Annotated in this window: 10 protein-coding genes; 3 read left to right on the forward strand and 7 right to left on the reverse strand. The window is 66.7% G+C overall.

Translation table 11 applies throughout. From position 1 onward, the window contains the following. The first annotated feature begins 417 nt into the window (after positions 1–417). Positions 418–3282 carry a TonB-dependent receptor gene (locus ACEN9H_RS24050; RefSeq protein WP_413672349.1) on the forward strand — a complete coding sequence of 955 codons (2865 nt, stop codon included), beginning with the start codon at positions 418–420 and terminating at the stop codon, positions 3280–3282. A 76-nt stretch (positions 3283–3358) separates the two neighbouring features. On the opposite strand, the gene ACEN9H_RS24055 is transcribed toward ACEN9H_RS24050, so the two are convergent. Both ACEN9H_RS24055 and aroG read right to left on the reverse strand, forming a co-directional pair. Next, on the reverse strand, positions 3359–4645 hold the full coding sequence (locus ACEN9H_RS24055) for an aspartyl/asparaginyl beta-hydroxylase domain-containing protein (RefSeq protein WP_413672350.1): 1287 nt from the start codon (positions 4643–4645) through the stop codon (positions 3359–3361). 67 nt (positions 4646–4712) lie between these two features. Next, on the reverse strand, positions 4713–5774 hold the full coding sequence (gene aroG, locus ACEN9H_RS24060; RefSeq protein WP_056123286.1) for a 3-deoxy-7-phosphoheptulonate synthase AroG: 1062 nt from the start codon (positions 5772–5774) through the stop codon (positions 4713–4715). Between the two features lie 439 nt (positions 5775–6213). Here aroG and ACEN9H_RS24065 point away from each other — a divergent pair, with 439 nt between their 5' ends. Next, on the forward strand, positions 6214–9078 hold the full coding sequence (locus ACEN9H_RS24065; RefSeq protein ID WP_413672351.1) for a TonB-dependent receptor: 2865 nt from the start codon (positions 6214–6216) through the stop codon (positions 9076–9078). On the opposite strand, the gene ACEN9H_RS24070 is transcribed toward ACEN9H_RS24065, so the two are convergent. The 5 genes from ACEN9H_RS24070 to ACEN9H_RS24090 all read right to left on the reverse strand — a co-directional run bounded on the left by ACEN9H_RS24070 (position 9075) and on the right by ACEN9H_RS24090 (position 16667). Next, positions 9075–9269 (reverse strand): hypothetical protein, encoded by a 195-nt coding sequence (locus ACEN9H_RS24070; RefSeq protein ID WP_413672352.1) that lies wholly within the window; start codon positions 9267–9269, stop codon positions 9075–9077. The genes ACEN9H_RS24065 and ACEN9H_RS24070 overlap by 4 nt on opposite strands. A gap of 40 nt (positions 9270–9309) precedes the next feature. After that, positions 9310–10038 (reverse strand): hypothetical protein, encoded by a 729-nt coding sequence (locus tag ACEN9H_RS24075; RefSeq protein WP_413672353.1) that lies wholly within the window; start codon positions 10036–10038, stop codon positions 9310–9312. A gap of 89 nt (positions 10039–10127) precedes the next feature. Next, positions 10128–11588, reverse strand: a complete 1461-nt coding sequence (gene tldD, locus ACEN9H_RS24080; RefSeq protein WP_056123277.1) for a metalloprotease TldD — start codon at positions 11586–11588, stop codon at positions 10128–10130. 43 nt (positions 11589–11631) lie between these two features. Continuing rightward, the gene (locus ACEN9H_RS24085; RefSeq protein WP_413672354.1) at positions 11632–12432 is read right to left on the reverse strand and encodes a carbon-nitrogen hydrolase family protein; all 801 of its coding nucleotides are present in this window, start codon (positions 12430–12432) and stop codon (positions 11632–11634) included. Beyond that, a complete protein-coding gene (locus tag ACEN9H_RS24090) occupies positions 12429–16667 on the reverse strand; it encodes a YhdP family protein (protein WP_413672355.1) in 4239 nt (1412 codons plus the stop codon). The genes ACEN9H_RS24085 and ACEN9H_RS24090 overlap by 4 nt, the downstream gene beginning before the upstream one ends. A gap of 217 nt (positions 16668–16884) precedes the next feature. Here ACEN9H_RS24090 and glnE point away from each other — a divergent pair, with 217 nt between their 5' ends. Next, entirely contained in the window at positions 16885–19593 is a 2709-nt protein-coding gene (gene glnE / locus ACEN9H_RS24095) for a bifunctional [glutamate--ammonia ligase]-adenylyl-L-tyrosine phosphorylase/[glutamate--ammonia-ligase] adenylyltransferase (RefSeq protein WP_413672356.1), read from the forward strand. Positions 19594–19852 lie beyond the last annotated feature (259 nt).

The raw sequence follows: 19852 nt of genomic DNA on the forward strand, positions 1-19852 counted from the left end.
GTTCGCCGGCTGATCGTCGGACGATGACGAACGGGACAGTGAGCACTCACTGTCCCGTTTGTTTTTGGTGCAGCGCCGCACCACAATGGGGCAAAGAGTTGTAATTACGTGCCTATAAAATTCCGAATAAAAAACTAAATACAACATTTAAAGCAGAATTTCTATTAGCCATTTTTTCATTTCAAAAAATTTGGTTTGGTATTTACAGTATTTATGCATATATGCATATTTACACGTTGACTTTGTTTATTAGCAATGATTTCATTGTCTTGTAGCAAATAAACATTCCCTCCCAAAAGGATGGATGAAGATCAATAACAGGATCTGCGAGCCGGCGCGTAGTCCGCACCGGTCCAGCTCAGAAGGGACTCAAGACAAATGATGTCGGAAAAAGTTTTATCTCGATCGGTTCGATTGATGTTTGCCGGCGGCATGGCGCTCGGCGCGTCCATCGTTCATGCACAGGACAATGCCGCGGCACCCGCCGCGTCGATGCAGCGCGTGGAAGTGACGGGTTCGCGCATTCCATCGCTGAACACGGAAGGCTCCAGCCCCATCACCACCCTGAGCGCCAAGGACATCAAGATCGATGGCGTGCGCAATACCGAAGACCTGCTGAACAACCTGCCCCAGGTGTTCGCGTCGCAGGGTGCGGCCATCTCGAACGGCGCCAGCGGCACCGCCACCGTCGACCTGCGCGGCATGGGCTCGCAGCGTACCCTGGTGCTCGTCAACGGCAAGCGTTTGCCTTCCGGCAGCGTGCTCAGTGTCGCAGCCGACCTGAACCAGATCCCGAGTGAACTGATCCGACGTGTCGACGTGCTGACCGGCGGCGCCGGCGCCGTGTACGGCTCGGGCGCCGTGTCGGGCGTCGTCAACTTCATCCTGAAGGACAACTACGAAGGCGTGGAACTGGAAGCCAATATCTCCGGCGCCAACCACAAGCAGCACAACGACGAGATCCAGGGCGTCGTCAACAAGAAGGGCTTCCCGCTGCCGGGCAACCACACCTTCGACGCCAAGAAGTACGACTTCAGCCTGCTGGCCGGCTCGAACTTCGCCGACAACAAGGGCAACGCGACGTTCTTCGTGTCGCACCGCCACGCCGACGCCCTGCTGCAATCGCAGCGCGACTTCTCGGCCTGCTCGCTGGGCGCGTCCGATCCGGGCTTCGCCTGCTCGGGCTCCGGCACGTCGATCGCCCGTGTCGGCACGTTCACCCCGGATGCGAACGGCAATCCGCGCAAGTACGTGTCGGCCACCGATGCCTACAACTTCGGCCCCCTGAACTTCTTCCAGCGCCCGTCGGACGAGTACAACGTCAACTCGATGCTGCACTACGACATCAACGAGAACGCGCGCCTGTACAGCGAATTCAACTTCCACAACTACACGACCGACGCCCAGATCGCGCCGGGCGGCATCTTCTACGGCCAGCAGGCGACGATCGGCTACGACAACCCGCTGCTGAACGATGCCTGGCGCGCCGCGCTGGGCCTGAAGGCACCGGGCGACACCACGACCGTCTCCGTCGGCAAGCGTAACGTCGAAGGCGGCCCGCGCTCGACCAACATCACCGATTCGTCGTTCCGCGAAGTGCTGGGCGTGAAAGGCATGATCGGCGACTGGTCGTACGACGTGTTCGGCCAGTTCGCACGCGTCAACCACAGCGACCGCGCGACCGGCTACTTCTCGACCCGCCTGATCGCCAACGCGCTGGACGTCGTCGCCGACCCGACCACGGGCAAGGCCGTGTGCCGCTCGGTCGTCAACGGTTCCGACCCCGCCTGCGTGCCGTACAACCTGTTCAAGCAGGGCGGCGTCACCCAGGCCGCGCTGGACTACCTGAACGCCACCGGCTCGAACGGCGGCTTCACGCAGCAATCCGTGTTCGGCCTGAACTTCGGCACCGACCTGACCCGCTTCGGCCTGAAGCTGCCGACCGCCGAAAGCGGCGCCGGCGTGTCGTTCGGCTACGAGCAGCGCATGGAGAAGCTGTCGTTCCAGCCCGACTACGAAAACCAGACCGGCGACCTGTCCGGCGCCGGCGGCGCCTCCCCGGCCGTCACGGGCGCGTACAACGTGAAGGAAGCCTTCGGCGAATTCAAGCTGCCGCTGCTGGACAACATGCCCTTCTCGAAGCACATGGACCTGTCGGGCTCGTACCGCCGTTCGAACTACAGCACGGACGCGAAGACCAACACGTTCGGCCTGGGCCTCGACTGGCAGCCGATCGACCAGGTGCGCGTGCGCGGTTCCGCCCAGCGCGCCGTCCGCGCACCGAACATCTATGAACTGTACACGCCGCAAGCCGTGGTGCTGGCCGGTCCGAACGACGATCCGTGCGGCGGCGAGAGCCCGAAAGCCACGCAAGCCCAGTGCGCCAACACGGGCCTGCCGGCTTCGCTGTACGGCAAGGTCGCGGAAAACTCGACCAACCAGTACAACGGCCGTACCGGCGGCAACCCGAACGTCAAGCCGGAAACCGCGAACACGTACACGATCGGTATCGTGATCGACCCGATCAAGAACCTGACCATCACGCTGGACGCATTCAAGCTGAAGATCAAGGACGCGATCCAGGCCGTCAACGCCCAGAGCGTGTTCACGCAGTGCCTGCAGACCGGCAATGCGCTGTACTGCAACATGATCCACCGCGACTCGCTGGGCTCACTGTGGCTGCTGCCGACCGGCTACGTCGAAGCCGGCACCACGAACATCGGTTCGCAGGGCACCTCGGGCCTGGACGTGGGCGCCAGCTACCGCACCCGCCTGCCGCAGAGCTACGGCAACCTGGACTTCACGCTGAACGGCACCTACCTGAAGAGCTACACGGTGGAAAACCTGCCGGGGACGGGCAGCTACGACTGCGCCGGCCTGTACGGCCCGACCTGCGGCATTTCCGCGCCGGCGATGCCGAAATGGCGCCACAAGCTGCGCACGACCTGGTCGAGCCCGTACAACCTCGACTTGTCGCTCACCTGGCGCTACATCGACCGCGTGAAGAACGACATGCTCGATTCGAACACGCAGCTGGCCGGCGAACTGGACACGCAGCGCGACGCGTACCTGGCTTCGCGCAGCTACTTCGACCTGAACGGCGTGTACCGCTTCAGCCGCAAGCTGGCCCTGAGCTTCGGCATCAACAACCTGCTGGACAAGGATCCGCCGATCGCTTCGTCGAGCTCGGTGACGGGTACCTACGGCAACGGCAATACGTTCCCGCAGGTGTACGACGCGTATGGCCGCTTCATCTACGCCAACGTGACTTACCGCTTCTGATCGTCTGATCCGGAGCCGTAAAAAAACCGCCGCCGGCTGCGAGGCCGGCGGCGGTTTTCATTTGTCCTGCCGACTATTACAGCCCGAAGCTGCCTTCGTCTGCCGAGAATGCATTCATGCCGTCGCTCATGGCCGTCACGAGCGCGCGCTCGGGCCCCGTCAGGTGCGGATGCCAGATGTCGAACATCAGGATCGCGCGGGGAGCGTCGCTGTCGTTCCACGCCTCGTGCTCGATGGTGTCGTCGAACACCCACGCCTTGCCCTCTTCCCACGTGCGCACGTCGTTGCCGACGCGGAAGCCGCAGCCCGGCGGCACGACGAGCGGTACGTGCGTGACGAGGCGGACGTTGCTGACGCCGCAGTGCGGCGGGATGCGCGTCTTCGGCTTCAGCACGGAAAACATCGCGACGGGCGTGCGGCCCGGCTGGTCCGGCTGCGGCGCACCGGCCAGCAAGGCCATCGTGCGCGGGCAGCGCGCTGCGTTGGCCTCGTTGACCTTGCCCGCTTCGACGAGGTGGAAGGCGCTCCAGCGCAGCGAGTTGTTCAGCTCGACCCACTGGCGCAGCGGCTGGTCGTCGCCATACTGCATGTAAGGCGTAAAACCTTCGGCGCCAGCCTGCGCGGCGAGGAATTCCGCGCGGATCGCGTCAAGCTCGCGCTCGAACGCGTCGAGCCACGGAAAGTCCGCGCGGTCGAAAAAGGTGATGGGCGCCAGGCCCTGGAAGTGGAACAGCGCGGGCTGCGGCTCGTAGCGGCGCTTGCGGCCCAGCATGATGTCGAGGGATGTCGTGAAGCGTTGCACGCGCTCGCCGCGCAGGTCGCGCAACAGGGGCGCCATGTGGTCGTCGAGGAAGCGGCCGAAATCGGTGTCGTACTGTGCGCGGTAGGCCATGGCTTCCTGCACGGCCGGGCGCAGTTCGGGCGGCAGTTGCTGCAGCGGCGGCGCCACCGCGGCGACGGCGCCATGCGCGCGCGCGGCCGCGTGGCGCTTGCCCTGGCGCGTGAGCAGACCGGCGCGCAGGATCAGCGCCACGAGGTCGGTCGGCTCCAGCACGAGCGCGCGCCGGATCGCCTCTTCCTCGCGCGCCTCGTCGTGCTGGGCCATGCAGACGACGGCGAGGTTGATCCACTGCTGCTTGTCGCGCCCGTCCGCCGCGACGAGACGCTCGAGCAGCGCGCGGGCCTCGGGCAGCGCGCCGGACCGGTAGTGCAGCTGCGCCATGCCGAGCAGCGCCGGTCCGTGCGTCGGCACCTGTTCCAGGATGCGCTGCCACAGCTGCGCCGCCAGGCGTGGATTGGCGCCCTTCAGCGCCGCCTGTGCCGCGCGTTCCCAGGCGGCGATTTCACCTTCGTTGGAAGCCATGCCACCCCTTCAAGTATGTACACTTACATACGATTCTGGAGTGGGCGCTTCCGGTTGGCAAGAACTATTACGCGTCGTCGCGCAGGCGGCGTGCGCGCACGCTGGCCGCGAGGTTTTCCAGCACGGCGATGCTGGTCTCCCAGTCGATGCAGCCGTCGGTGACGGACTGGCCGTACGTCAGTTCCTTGCCCGGCACGAGGTCCTGGCGGCCGCCGACGAGGTGCGACTCGACCATCACGCCGACGATGCGCGTATCGCCCGCCGCGATCTGGCTGCCGATGTCCGCGCATACGGGCACCTGGTTCTGCGGGTTCTTGCTGCTGTTGGCGTGCGACGCGTCGATCATCAGGCGGCTCGCGAGGCCGTTGGCGGCGAGCTGCTTGCAGGCGTCCTCGACGCTGGCCGCGTCGTAGTTCGGCGCCTTGCCGCCGCGCAGGATGATGTGGCAGTCCTCGTTGCCCGCGGTCGACACGATCGCCGAGTGGCCACCCTTCGTCACGGACAGGAAGTGGTGCGGCTGCGACGCGGCCTTGATTGCATCGGCCGCGATCTTGATGTTGCCGTCGGTGCCGTTCTTGAAGCCGACCGGGCAGGACAGGCCCGACGCCAGCTCGCGGTGCACCTGCGATTCCGTCGTGCGGGCACCGATCGCGCCCCAGCTGATCAGGTCGGCGATGTATTGCGGACTGATCACGTCGAGGAATTCGGTGCCGGCCGGCAGTCCCAGTTCGTTAATGTCGCGCAGCAGTTCGCGCGCCATGCGCAGGCCGTCGTTGATGCGGAAGCTGTTGTCCATGTACGGGTCGTTGATCATGCCCTTCCAGCCGACCGTCGTGCGCGGCTTCTCGAAGTACACGCGCATGATCACTTCCAGCTCGCCGGCAAAGCGGTGGCGCTGCTCGACGAGGCGGCGGGCGTATTCCATCGCGGCGTTCGGATCGTGGATCGAGCACGGGCCGATCACGACCATCAGGCGGTCGTCCTGCCCGTGCAGGATGCGATGCAGCGCCATGCGCGCCTGCGACGCGACCTGTTCCGCTTCCGGGGTCACCGGGAATTCGCGGATCAGGTGCGAGGGCGGCGTCAGTTCCTTCATTTCGCGGATGCGTAAATCGTCGGTGCGAGGCATTGCGGTTCTCCGTTCTTGATCTGGTTAAATTCTGGGGCGTAAAAAAAAAAGACCGCCAGCTCGGCGGTCTTTTGGATTCTTGTGTCGGACTCTGTTCTGTTGCTGCGTGAACCTGCCGCTACTCCACCGCCGTCGGGCTGGAATGGCTAAACCAAAAATAAAAGGTAAAGAAAACGGCGTGGCGCATGGAGAGATTCCGAAGTAGTCGATTGACTATAACAACATTGCTGCGACGTTGGCAAGACTTTATTTGGCCTGTGATCTGTCGGTTACGGTTGCCTATACAGGCGATCGGTTGCATCAACCCGACATCTTTTCCGCTGTGCCGGACACGCTTGAGAGATGTCAGTTGCCGCTTTATGCAAGATGCAAAAGTCGCAACGAGCCCCGGATTGATGCGCACCGGGTCGACCATCCCTCATCGCATTGGAGTCTGGACATGACTGAAACCCCGATATCCCGAACGATCCGACGCCTGTTCGCGGGCGGGGGCGCCATCGGCCTCACGATCCTCGCACTGCCGGCGCCGGCCCAGGAAGTCGCACCGAAACCCGTCCCGCGCGTCGAGATCACCGGCTCGAACATCCGCCGCTCCGAGGCCGAAACGGCGTCCTCCGTGATCACCGTCAACCGCGCCGACATCGAGCGTTCCGGCAAGGCCACCGTGGCCGAGCTGCTGCAGACGCTGGCCGTCGACAACCAGGGTTCCGTGCCCACCACCTTCGGCAACGGCTTCGCCGCCGGCGCCTCGGGCATCTCGCTGCGCGGCCTGGGCGCGGCGTCCACGCTCGTGCTGCTGAATGGCCGCCGCATGGCCCCGTACGGCCTCGCCGACGACGGCCAGAAGCAGTTCACGGACCTGAACGTGATCCCGACGGATGCCGTCGAGCGCGTCGAGGTGCTGAAGGACGGCGCGTCCGCCATCTACGGTTCGGACGCCATCGCCGGCGTCGTCAACATCATCCTGCGCCGCGACTTCCAGGGCAACACGGTGCGCTTCTCGCGCGGCGCCAGCGACGACTGGGACGGCAAGCGCACGAACGTCGCGTTCACCAAGGGCGTCGGCAGCCTCGACACCGACCGCTACAACGTCCTGTTCAGCATCGAGTACAAGAAGTTCGACGAGATCTGGTACCGCGACCGCGCGGACCGCGAGTGGATCGGCCGCAACGACCTGCGCCGCTGGGGCTATTCGGCCGACCAGGCGCTCGGCGGTACCGGCGCCATCCTGCCCGGCACCGGCACGGCCGGCAACGCCATCAATGGCAACGTGCGCAATCCGGCCGACCCGACCAATTACTACAACCGCGGCAACCTGGCGGGCCCCGGCTTCACCCGCACCTTCCCGGGCGCGGCCTGCTCCAACTTCACGAACCACCCGCAGGGCGATCCCGGCGGCGGCTGCCTGATTGACGCCTCGATGCAGTACAACCAGATCGAGCCGAAGCAGGAAAACCTGAGCTTCTTCCTGCGCGGCACGCTGCAGCTGGACCCGTCGCTCCAACTGTACAGCGAGTTCAACTGGTACACGAGCCAGACGGACACCGCCACGACGCCCTCCTCCGTCAGCGCCTCCGTGGGCTTCCCCGGCGGGCCCGTGAACAATGCCGTCGTCCAGCTCGGTGCGAACCATCCGGACAACCCGTATTTCGGCACGGCCGCGCGGATCCGCTACCTGGCTGCCGACGTCGGGCCGCGCAAGTCCAACATCGATTCCAACTTCCTGCGCTGGCTCGGCGGCGCCAAGGGCACGCACTACGGCTGGGACTGGGACTCGGCCCTGCTGTTCTCGCACAACCACGTCAACAACACGCAGAACGGCTTCCTGCAGCGCGACGTCGCCTTCGCCCTGCTCGATCCCACCCCTGCCAACATCGCGGCGGCGGCGGCGAACAGCCCCGCCTATGCGGCGCTGCCGCTGGGTACCGTCTGGCGCATCGCCGAAAACGCGCCCCTGAATTCGCCGGCGCTGTATGCCGCCCTGTCGCCGGCCATCGGCAACGCGGCCAACACCAAGGTTGCGCAGGTCGACTTCAAGGGCACGCGCGAGTTCGCCGGCATCCCCTACCTGGCCGGCAACCTGGGCCTGGCGCTGGGCACGGAATTCCGCCACGAGATGACGGAACTGCGGCCCACCACCGGCACGGAGCGGGGCAATATCATCGGCCTGGGCTATTCCGCCTATTCCGGCGCCCGCAACGTGTTCGCGCTGTACGGCGAAGGCCTGGCGCCGCTGCCGTTCAACGTGGAAGCGTCGGCCGCGCTGCGTTACGACCACTTCACCGACGTCGGCAGTTCCTGGACGCCGAAGTTCGGCCTGAAGTGGACGCCGGTGCGGCAATTCGCGCTGCGCGGCACGTTCGCGCGGGGCTTCCGCGCGCCGAGTCCGGCCGAGAACGGCGTCGGCGGCCTGGCCGCCTTCTCCACCGCGGCCGACCCCGTGCGCTGCGCGCTGGGTGTGACGAACGCCTGCAACCCGGCATCGGTGGCGCTGATCACGTCGCCCAACCCGAACCTGTCGCCGGAACGGTCGAAGAGCTACACGCTGGGCGTCATCTGGGACCCGCTGCCGCGCACGAGCATCTCCGTGGACTACTGGAAGATCAAGCGCAAGAACGAGATCAACCAGGAACAGGTCGACGCTGCCATCGCCGCCGGCAGCGTGGCGCGCGATCCTGGCAGCGTGAGCGGCATCCCGGGCGACCCGGGCCAGATCACCGCCGTGCTGACCCGCTACGTCAACTCCGCCCAGAGCAAGGTGCGCGGCCTCGACGTGGACGCGCGCTACAACCACCGCCTGCCGGACGCCTGGGGCAATGCCACGTTCGACGTGAAGTACACGCACATCTTCGAATGGCTGCGCACCGAACAGGACGGCACATCGCGCGAATTCGCGGGCACGCACGGCAACTGCGACGTGACGAACTGCACGGGCACGCCGGCCGACCGCGTCAACATGCGGTTCGGCTGGGACCGCAACAACCTGCGCGTATCGGCCAACGTGAACTACCGCGGCGTGCTGGAAAACCGCTTCTTCCGGGGCGACCCGAGCGGTTGCGCCGTGACCTTCGCCAACGGCGCCGACGCCCCGAACGGTTGCGAACTGGCGTCGTTCACGACGGTCGACCTGGTGGTGCGCTGGAAGCCGCAGCAGCGCTGGGAAGTGTTCGGCTCGGTCCAGAACCTGTTCGACAAGATCGCACCGCTCGACCCGCTGACCTATGGCGCGCAGGCGTACAACCCGCTCGACTACGAGGGTGCCCGCGGACGCTTTTATACGCTGGGGGCGCGCTACTCGTTCTAGTCCCCGGGCCCTTCACCGGGCATCGTGTCGGCCATCAGCCGCAGCTCTTCCGGCGTCAGCTCTTCGGGCTTCTTGCCCTCGAGGCCGTCGAAGTCGGGAGGTTGCTGCGGTGCCGGTACCGCCGCGTTGGGCTGCTGTGCGTTGGTCTGAGGCGGCTGTGCGCCTGGTTGCCGTGCTTGATCGTTGGCCATGTCGGGCTCCTTGCGATGATGATCGGTCGGAGCCAGTGTGTCACAAGGCCGGCTCCGGTGGCGTCCGCATCGGCGCGAGCCGATCGAGCCTGATCCAGCCGCTGGCCTCGCGGCCCGTGCGCGGATTGCGGTACGCGACGTCCGCGTAATCGCCATACGTGTGGAGGACGGTCAGCACGTCGCCCGGGATCACGAACAACTGTGGCAGCTTGCACTCGTCCAGCGGCGCCGTGTGGAACCAGGCGCGGCCGGTGCCGGTGATGACGCGGCCGGCCTGCCCGGCGGCCACCGGAAGCCAGCGCGACGCGGCCGTGACCTGGGCCGCTTCGCAGCGGGTGAGCACGTTGGTGAGTTCCTTCATGCGATCCTGCATCCAGACGAACTCGTGCACCTGTCCCGTGCCCTCCTGCGCCAGCTGGACGACCAGCTTGTCGCCTGCACGGCGGGCGCCGAACCCGGTCAGGCAATCGCCGAACGGTTGCGACATCGTCGCGTCGTCGCCCGGCCCGATCTGCAGCAGGGTAAAGCGGTGCCGGCACTGCGGATCGGGCAACGCCGCATCGACGAGCACGTAGTCCGCATCGTCCTGCACGGTCAGCTTGACGAGGCTCGCATTGCCGTCGACCTGCCCCAGCGATGCGCCGCGGAAGCGGATGTCGGAGCGGTCGGCGCCGGGCTGCGTCTCCACCGGCCCGAAGCGGGTGGCGACGTTCGTGTGTTCGTCGGCCGCGGCGCACCACGGGTGCGTCGCAACGGCGAGCGTGATCAAGGCAGCCCGGAAGAACAAACGCCCGCACGGGGCGGGCGCTATGGTAAAGAAGGCGGCGAAGGCGGAGGCCATCGCGGTGCGGCGAGGCCTTACGCCGTGCCGCCGACGGTCACGCCGTCGATGCGCAGCGTGGGCTGGCCCACGCCCACCGGGACGCTCTGGCCTTCCTTGCCGCACACACCCACGCCCGAGTCCAGGCGCATGTCGTTGCCGATCATCGAGATGCGGTTCATCGTGTCCGGACCGTTGCCGATCAGGGTCGCGCCCTTCACCGGGTACGTCACTTTACCGTCCTCGATCATGTAGGCTTCGCTGGCCGAGAACACGAACTTGCCGTTCGTGATGTCGACCTGGCCGCCGCCGAAGTTCACCGCATACAGGCCGTTCTTGACCGAGGCCAGGATCTCGGCCGGGTCCTTGTCGCCGGCCAGCATGTACGTGTTCGTCATGCGCGGCATCGGCAGGTGGGCGAACGATTCGCGGCGCGCATTGCCCGTCACCGGCATCTTCATCAGGCGCGCGTTCATCGTGTCCTGGATATAGCCCTTCAGGATGCCGTCTTCGATCAAGGTCGTGCACTGCGTCGGGTTGCCCTCGTCGTCCATGTTCAGCGAACCGCGGCGGTCCTGCAGGGTACCGTCGTCGACGACGGTCACGCCCTTCGCGGCGACGCGCTGGCCGATCATGCCGGCATACGCGGACGAGCCCTTGCGGTTGAAGTCGCCTTCAAGGCCGTGGCCGACGGCTTCGTGCAGCAGCACGCCGGGCCAGCCCGGGCCGAGCACGATGGTCATCGGACCGGCCGGGGCCGGACGCGCTTCCAGGTTCACGAGCGCCGACTGCACGGCTTCGCTGGCGTATTTTTCCAGCAGTTCGTCGCTGAAATAGTTGTAATCGTAACGGCCGCCGCCACCCGACGAGCCCATCTCGCGCCGGCCGTTCTGCTCGGCGATGACGGTGACGGAGACGCGCACGAGCGGACGGATATCGGCCGCCAGCACGCCGTCGCTGCGGACGACGAGCACGACGTCGTACTCGCCGGCCAGGCCGGCCATCACCTGCACGACGCGCGGGTCTTTTGCACGCGCGATTTTTTCGACACGCTCCAGCAGCGCGACTTTCGCGGTCGCGTCGAGCGAGGCCAGCGGGTCATGCGGCAGATACAGCGAGCGGCCGCCGGACGGCTGGACGTTCGCTGCAACCTTCACGCGGCCGGCGCCCGCGCGCGCGATCGTGCGCGTGGCCGCGGCGGCGTCCAGCAGGGCGGCCTGCGAAATTTCGTCGGAGTAAGCGAAAGCCGTCTTGTCGCCCGACACGGCGCGCACGCCGACGCCCTGGTCGATCGAAAAACTGCCGCTCTTGACGATGCCCTCTTCCAGGCTCCAGCCTTCGCTCTTGGTGAACTGGAAATACAGGTCGGCATAATCGACCTTGTGCGTGAACATCGTCCCCAGCGTCGTGATCAGCTTGCCTTCGTCGAGGCCGAATGGCGTCAACAGGACGTCGCGCGCGACAGCGAGGGAGGAGAGATTCGGTTCGAATGGAGTCATTGCGTCAGGTCTTTCTGATAGGGATGGGGCATTGTGCCATACCTTAAAGTTTGCGGTGTTTCAGTGCCGGCAAACTCTCGCGCACCTTCGCGATGTAGTCGGGATCGATCTCGCCGCTGACGACGCCCTCGCCTTCCGGCAACACGTCCTTCACTTCGCCCCACGGATCGATCAGCATGCTGTGGCCGAACGTGCGGCGGCCATTCGTGTGCGTACCGCCCTGGGCCGACGCCAGCACGTAGCACTGGTTCTCGATGGCGCGGGCGCGCAGCAGCACTTCCCAGTGCGCGAGGCCCGTCGTGTGCGTGAACGCGGCCGGCACGATGATCAGCGCGCACTCGCCCATCGCGCGGAACAGTTCCGGGAAACGCAGGTCGTAGCAGATGGCCAGGCCGACCTTGCCGAACGGGGCGTCGAAGCCGCCGACCGTCTCGCCCGGGACGATGGTGCGGGCCTCGTCGTACGATTCTGTGCCTTTATTAAAACCGAACAAGTGGATCTTGTCGTAGCGGCCGACATGCTGCCCGGCCGGATCATAGACGAGCGTCGTGTTCAGCACGCGACCCGCGTCGCCGGAGACCAACGGCAAGGTACCGCCGATGAGCCAGATGCCGTGCGCGCGCGCCTGGCCGGCCAGGAAATCCTGGATGGGGCCGTGGCCCGGCTGTTCCGCGTGGGCGACCTTGTCCGTGTCCGTCATGCCCATGATGGGCCAGTATTCCGGCAGCGTGACCAGTCGCGCGCCGCGCGCGGCGGCGTCCGCGATCAGGCGGCGCGCGGTGGCGATGTTCTCGTCCACGTTCGGCGTGGACACCATCTGGATTGCAGCAACGGTCGTCTTCATTTGGTTCCCTTCTTGTCCTTGTTGCGGTCCTGCGCGGCCGCGTTCTCGGCGGCGGCGGTCACGGCCGGCGAATTCTCCAGCTTGACGATGTGCGGCGACTTCCACGGTCCCGTCACCTGCATGTGGTAAGTCAACGCCTTCATGACGGGCGCGCGCAGGAACAGCTGGGCCAGGAAGCTGCCGAGGCCGATCACGGGGTTCACCGCGAGGCCGTACACGAGCGAGCTGGTGCCGAGATTGAATTCCGGGATCACGACGACGTGCAAGTTCGTCGATTCGTGCGCGATGTCGGCCGTGCCGTCCATCAGCACCGTCGCCGCCACGCCGTGCATCTTGAGATTATCCGTACGCACGACGCCGCGCGTGATCATCGCGTTCGCCGTGATGCCGTCGAAGGCGAGGCCTTCCGAGAACACGTCGTGGAAGTCGAGCTTCAGCATGCGCGGCAGCATCTGCAGGCTCAGCACGCCCAGCAGTTTGGCGGCGCCCGGATCCTGCTTGAGGAATTGGCCATCCTCGACATTCATCTGGATCTGGCCCGACAGGCTCGGAATGTCGAGCGAGTACGGCAGGCCGGCCCACGAGATGTCGCCGGACAGCGAGCCCTTGCCATGGCGCAGCGTCTCCGGGAAGCCCAGGCGGTCCAGCAGGCGGCCGGCGTCGCTGATGTCGAGCGTGAAATTGAGCGCCGTGTTGCTCTTGCCGTCGCGCGTGAGCCAGCGGCCGTTCGCCTTCAGCTGGCCGTCCGGATTCGTCAGCGCCAGCTTCTCGATGCGCCATTCGCGTCCGGCCAGCGCCTGCGCATTGCTGGCCACGAGTTCCAGGCGGCCAAACTGCTTGTTGAACAGCTCGAAACGATCGGCCACGATGTCGAGGGCCGGGATGCTGGCGCTGGCGCCCTTGTTCGATTCGAGCAGGTCCTTGACTTCGTTCGCGGACGATTCCGGGATCACGAGCGACGCCAGGCGCGCCGTCACCTTGCCCAGGCCCTGGCCCGATTCGGCCCACGTGACGTAGCCGACGACCTGGCGCGAATCGATGCTGGCCTGCCACGTATTGTTCTGGTGCGTGGCGCCGACGACGACGTCGCGCAGCGCCCGCTCGCCGATGACCAGTTCGCCGGCACGGGCGGCCACGATGTCCGGCACGACGTACTGGCCCATGCCGCCTTCCGCGGACGGGCCGGAAGCCGGCGCGGCCTCGCCCGGCCCGGCGATGTCGGCGGCCGCCGCGAGCCAGCGGTCCACGTTCAGCGCCTTCATGTTCACGTTGATCATCATGCCGCTGTCGGGTTCGGGCGCGGGCACGTTGACGCCGATGCCGCCCCGCTTGACGATCCACGGGCCGTGGGGCTGGCGCTCGCGCACGTATTTCGCGGCCGCGAGATTGCCGAGCTGGATGCGGATGTCGTCGTGGCCCACGCCATCCACGCCTGTCGGCTGGCCCATGAGGACGAAGTGCAGCGGCAGCGCGTCCGGCGCGGGCTTGTTCAGCGGCGCGGGCAGTTCGATGCCGAGGCCGGCCAGGTTGGTGTCGAGGATGACCTGGGTCTGGCGGTCCTTCACCGTGACGGTGCCGCCGAAGCGCGCGCCGCCGGACAGTTTATTGCCCAGGCGCTGCAGCGCCGGCAGGGAACGCGTCTGGCGCATGCCCTCGGCCGTGGCGCTGCCGGCCATGCGGATCTGGATGCTGCCGTCGCGCTGGGTGCCGCCGGACAATTGCAGCGGTCCGCCGAGGAAGCTGGCGCCCACGCCGTTCAGGTTCACGCCGTGTTCGGAAAAGTCGATGCGGCCCAGCGCGGCCTCGATCGGCGGCAGGTCGGGGAACAGCACGACGTCGTTGCTCTGCAGCTGCAGCGCGCCCTGCACCTTCGCGTCGTGCAGGCTGGCGAGCGGCAGGTGCAGTTTCAGGCCCAGCTTCGCCGGGCCGGTCCCTTTGGTGTCCTCGGTGAAATGGCCGATCCATTCGAGCACGGGGCTGGCCGCCACGTAGCGCAGGAAGTCGGGCAACGGGCCGGCGGCGGTGCCGTCGATGTCGAGCATCATCTCGTGAATGCCCAGCTCGGGGATCACGGCCCGCACGTTCGACAGGCCGATGCCCTGCGTGCGCGCCGTGTTGGCGTGGATGTCCATGCGGGCGCGGTCGAACACGATGGTCCCGTTGATGTTTTCCAGCAGCGGCCACAGCGGCGCCTTGCCGTCGGCAGCCTTGTGGCCGGGCGAGTACTCGAGCTTGCCGTCCTCGATGCGGCCGCCGACGCGGAACTCGCCCTTGGCGCGCTGGACGGCATTCTCGGCGCGGAACGGGAACTGGGCCAGGTCGCCGCGCAGGCGCAGGCGCGCGTCGTGCAGCATGCCGCCCTGGAGCGCGCCGGTCAGCCATTCGCGCAGGCCTTCCGGCGTCGCGAGCGGCAGCCAGCGGCCGATGCTGGCGATCTCGAAATTGTCGACCGTGCCCGTGAAGTCGGCATTGCCCGGCCCCTGGCCAGCTTTCAACGACAGCACGTGGCGGCCCGTCAGGCTCGCCTTCAGCGCGCCCTGGGTCAGGTCCAGGCTGTCCACGTCGACGGCCAGCTGCTCGTCCGCCAGCTGCGTCCAGCGTGCGTGCAGCGCAAATTGATCGAACGGCATTTCCGGATCGGCGAACCAGGCCGGCAGCGCCAGCACGAGCTTGTCGGAATCGATGTCGACGCTGCCGCCATGGTCGCTCGCGTCGATGCGGCCCGACAGATTCTTGAAACCCGGCAGCGCGGGGCGCGCGGGCTGGGCCGGGTGGCCATCGGCTGCGGCGAGCTCGGCGCGCGCCGCCAGCGGATTCATGCCGAGGTTCTCGACATTGCCGCGCACACGGTAGCCGGCGATGTGCGGGAAGCGGCCCTGCCATTCGACCTCGGCGTCGTTGACGCGGCCGCGCGGCGCCAGTTCCGTCAGCAGCTGGCGGTGCGCCGGCGCGATGGGCAGTTGCACCGCCAGCGCGGCCAGCGCGCCCACGTCCAGCTGTTCGGCGCGCACTTCGAAGCGTTCCGGCTGGGTGCGCGTGGCGGGGCGCCACGATTCGTTCAGGGTGGCCGGCGGCAGCACGACGCCCCCTTCCGTGACGACGGAGAAATTTTCCAGGCCGATCGCGTGGCCCAGCGCGCCGAAGGTCGGCTTGCCGTCGTCCACGTTCGGGGCGATGGTCTCGCTGGCCGACAGCCGGCCCGCTACGCGCGCCAGGGACAGCGGCGGCGTGTCCGGGCCGAGGCGCGCGCTGACGCCGGCCAGCGCCAGGTCGGCCGTGAACCCGGCCAGGCGGGCGTGGTCGAAGTCGAGCCAGGCGCGCACGGAGCCGCGGCCTTCCTGCAGGGTGAACGGATAATCGACGTACTGCTTCCAGGCGGCGAGGTCGGTGTTGCGCAGGTCGGCATACACCTGGCCCTTCCAGCGGCGGGCGTCGGACGGCTTGGCGCCGAACGGCGGGTGCGAGAAGCGCGCGCGCAGGTCGAGCGGGTCGCCCGCGCCTGCCGGCGGCGCGGCCTTCAGGGCGAAGCGGTGCGTGGTCCAGCGGTTCTGCAGCACGAGCGTCACGTCCGACAGCGCGAGCGTGGGCGCGCCGCGCAGTTCGTCCGTCCACGTCAGGCGGCCTTCGCGGATCACGACCTCGTGCTGGCGCAGCAGCCAGTCGGCGCCGCCGCCCTCCTCCTTCTTGTTCGGATCGATGCGTACGCCCGCGACGGCGACGATGCCGTCGGTACCGCGGCGCACGTCCAGTTCCGGCCGGTTGATTTCCAGCGCCTCGAACCGGGGTTCGGCCGCCACCACCGACCACCACGACACGGTGGCGGACACGGACGGCAGCGCCAGCAACTGGCGCCCGGCGCGGTCGTGCAGGCGCAGATCGCCCAGGTACAGGTTCGGGCGCAGGCCGCGCCACGACGCGTAGACGCGCGCGATCGTCACCTGGTTGCCCAGCGCGCGGCTGGCGGCCCGTTCGATGTCGGGCTTGTAATAATCGATGTTCGGCAGGACCGCGTAGCGCAGCACCAGGAACAGCACCATGAACGCGAAGTAGACGAGCAGGACGGTCTTGATCGTGAAGCCGAGCACATGATGCGACGCGAGGTTCGCATAGCGGTAGCAGGCGCGCGCGCGGGCCCAGCGCTCCACCAGAGGCACATGCTGATGCGCATGCGTCTGGGGGTGCGCCTGCTCATGCGCGTCGGGCTCGCGCTGCGTCTGCGGTTCCGGGTTGTGCATCAAAAGGCTCAAAGACTCGTCGCCGAATATTGTTTAACTGTAAATTAAGAGAGCGCTTGCAACATCCGCGGCGTCTACCTTACCATCGTGCTGACCCAGGGCAGCATGGCGGGCAATTTTACCCCATAGCAAGCGTCCCGAAACGCACAACTCGTCTGGAATTCGCCCCATGCTCCATGTTTCTCCTTTCCCAGCTTCGCCGCAGTGTCCCGTGCAAATGTCGCGTTTTTACCAACGCTGGCTCGCCGCCGATCCGGCCCGTGCCGGGCGCGTCGATACCCTGTCCGCATTATCGCTGGCCTCCCTCGATTTCGGCGCAGCGCTGGCGACCGAGGCCGCCTCTGGTCCCAACGGCACGGTCCTGCCGACAACGCGGGCCATGCGCCGGCTGCGCAACCTGCTCATCTGCACCATCATCCGGCGCGATCTCGACGGCCAGGCCGATCTGGACGAAGTCGTGACCGCCATGAGCCGCTTCGCCGATTTCGCCGTCCAGACGCATCTCGCCGAGCTGATGGCGGAGATGACCGCGCTGCACGGCGAGCCGGTCGGCGCCGATTCCGGCCGTCCCCAGCAGATGATCGTGCTGGCGATGGGCAAGCACGGCGGCGGCGAACTGAACGTCTCGTCGGACATCGACCTCATCTTCGTCTACCCCGAAGACGGCGATACGAAGGCGGGCCCCGGCCAGAAATCCCTGTCCAACCACGAATTCTTCGGGCGCCTGGGCCGCAAGCTGATCGCCGCGCTGTCCGAAATCACCGAAGACGGTTTTACGTTCCGCGTCGACATGGCGCTGCGTCCAAACGGCAAGTCGGGCCCGCTCGTGGCGAGCCTGAACATGGTCGAGGACTACCTGATCGTACAGGGGCGCGAATGGGAGCGATATGCCTGGGTCAAGGCGCGCGCGGTCACCGGCGACCCGGCCGACATCGCGGCCCTCGACGCCATCGTGCGGCCGTTCGTGTTCCGGCGCTATCTCGACTTCGGCGTGATCGATGCGATCCGCACCATGCACGCCCAGATCCGCGCCGAGGTCAACCGCCAGGAACGCCTGCATCCGGAGCGCAACCAGAACGTCAAGCTGGGCCGCGGCGGCATCCGCGAGATCGAGTTCCTCGCGCAAGTGTTTCAATTGATCCGCGGCGGCCGCGACCCGGCGCTGCGCGAGCGTTCCACGCGCAAGACCTTGCGCCTGCTGGCCGAACGTGAACTGCTGGCCGCCGACACCGTCGAGCAATTGCTCGAAGCTTATACATTCCTGCGCAACCTGGAGCACCGCCTGCAATACCTGGAAGATGCCCAAACGCACACGATGCCCGTCGCGCCGGAGGATCGCAACACCGTCGCGCGCATGATGGGCATGGCCGACGAGGCCGGACTGCTGGCCCGGCTGGACGCCTGGCGCGTCTTCGTCGCCGCCCAGTTCGACGCGATCTTCGCCGACAAGGCCGCCGGCGCCGAGCCCGTCGACCCGGACGCGCTGCTGACCGATCCGGACAACCGCGACGCCATCGCCGACCGCCTCGCGAGCCTCGGTTTCGACGACCCGCAGGCCGGCGCGAACCGCCTCGTCGCCACGTGGCAGGCGCCCCGGCTGCAGACGTTGCCGGAGGCGAGCCGCCACCGCCTCGTCGCCCTCGTCAACACGGCGCTGACGCAGATTCCGAACGTCGTCGCGCAAGCGGGTGCCGGCAGCCACGCGGCCACGCTGGGCCGCCTCCTCGATTTCTTCGAAGCCATTGCGCGCCGCTCCGCCTATTTGTCGCTGCTGACGGAATATCCGCACACGCTGGAGCGGGTGCTCCGCATGATCAACGCGTCCGGCTGGGCCGCCACGTTCCTCACCCAGCACCCGATCCTGCTGGACGAGCTGCTGGACGACCGCGGCAACGCGGCCGAGGATCTGCCTTCGCTGGCGGCGAGCCTCGCGGCCCAGCTCGACGCGGCCACGGGAGATACCGAGCGCCAGCTCGACATCCTGCGCGAAGCCCACCACGCCCAGATGTTCCGCCTGCTCGCGCTGGACCTGGCGGGAGAATTGTCCGTCGAACGCCTGGCCGACCACTTGTCCGCGCTGGCCGACCTGATCGTGTGCGAAGTCGTGCGCCGCGCCTGGCGCACGATCGCGTCCCGCCACGTGGAGGTGCCGCGCTTCGCCGTGATCGCCTACGGCAAGCTGGGCGGCAAGGAACTGGGCTATGTGTCCGACCTGGACGTCATCTTCCTGTTCGACGACGAGGACGACATGGCGCCCTCGAACTACGCCAAGCTGGCCCAGCGCTTCATCACGTGGATGACGACGCATACGCCGGCCGGCATCCTGTTCGACATCGACACGGCGCTGCGGCCGGACGGCGCGTCCGGCATGCTCGTGTCGTCCGTGGGGGCGTTCGAACGCTACCAGCAATCCTCCGCGTGGCTGTGGGAGCACCAGGCCCTCACGCGGGCCCGCTTCTGCGCGGGCGACGCCGGCATCGGCGCCCGCTTCGAGGCGATCCGCGAACAGGTGCTGCGCCAGGACCGGTCCGGCCGCGAGGCCGAACTGCGCCTTGAAGTCGTCAAGATGCGCCAGCGCATGCGCGACGCCCACCCGCCCCGCGACGAGCGTTTCGACCTGAAGCACGACGAAGGCGGCATGATCGACATCGAATTCATCGTGCAATACCTCGTGCTGCGCCATGCGGCCGCGTATCCGCAGCTGACGGCGAACGTCGGCAACATCGCGTTGCTGAAACTGTGCGGCACGCTGGGCCTCATCGACATGGGCCTGGCCGACGGCGCCGCCGCGGCGTACCGCGCCATGCGCAAGCTGCAGCACCAGGTCCGCCTGCAGGGCCAGGAAAATGCTCGCGTGGAACGCAGCCTTGTCGCGAAACATGCCGACGTCGTCGTGCGGCTGTGGCACGACTGCTTCCACGTCTGACGCTACCCCGAGCGCATTATTTCGCTCGGGAATTTGTTTTTCCTTAACTTTTCCTCGCAAACATATTTACAGTTTGATTCTCGTCAATACATTGGCGACCGGTATGGCTAACGTTGCATGATCTGCAGCAATGTCTATATCGGAGACTCAATGTCACAACGAACGAGAAGCGCATTGGCCGTGCCCCTGGCGACGCGCTCCGGCAGTGGCGCGCCCGTCGACCCGCAGCTGCCGATCGGTCCGCTGCCTGCGTACGCGA

The organism is Massilia cellulosiltytica, from assembly GCF_047325105.1.
Classification (GTDB): Bacteria; Pseudomonadota; Gammaproteobacteria; order Burkholderiales; family Burkholderiaceae_D; genus Telluria; species Telluria orientalis.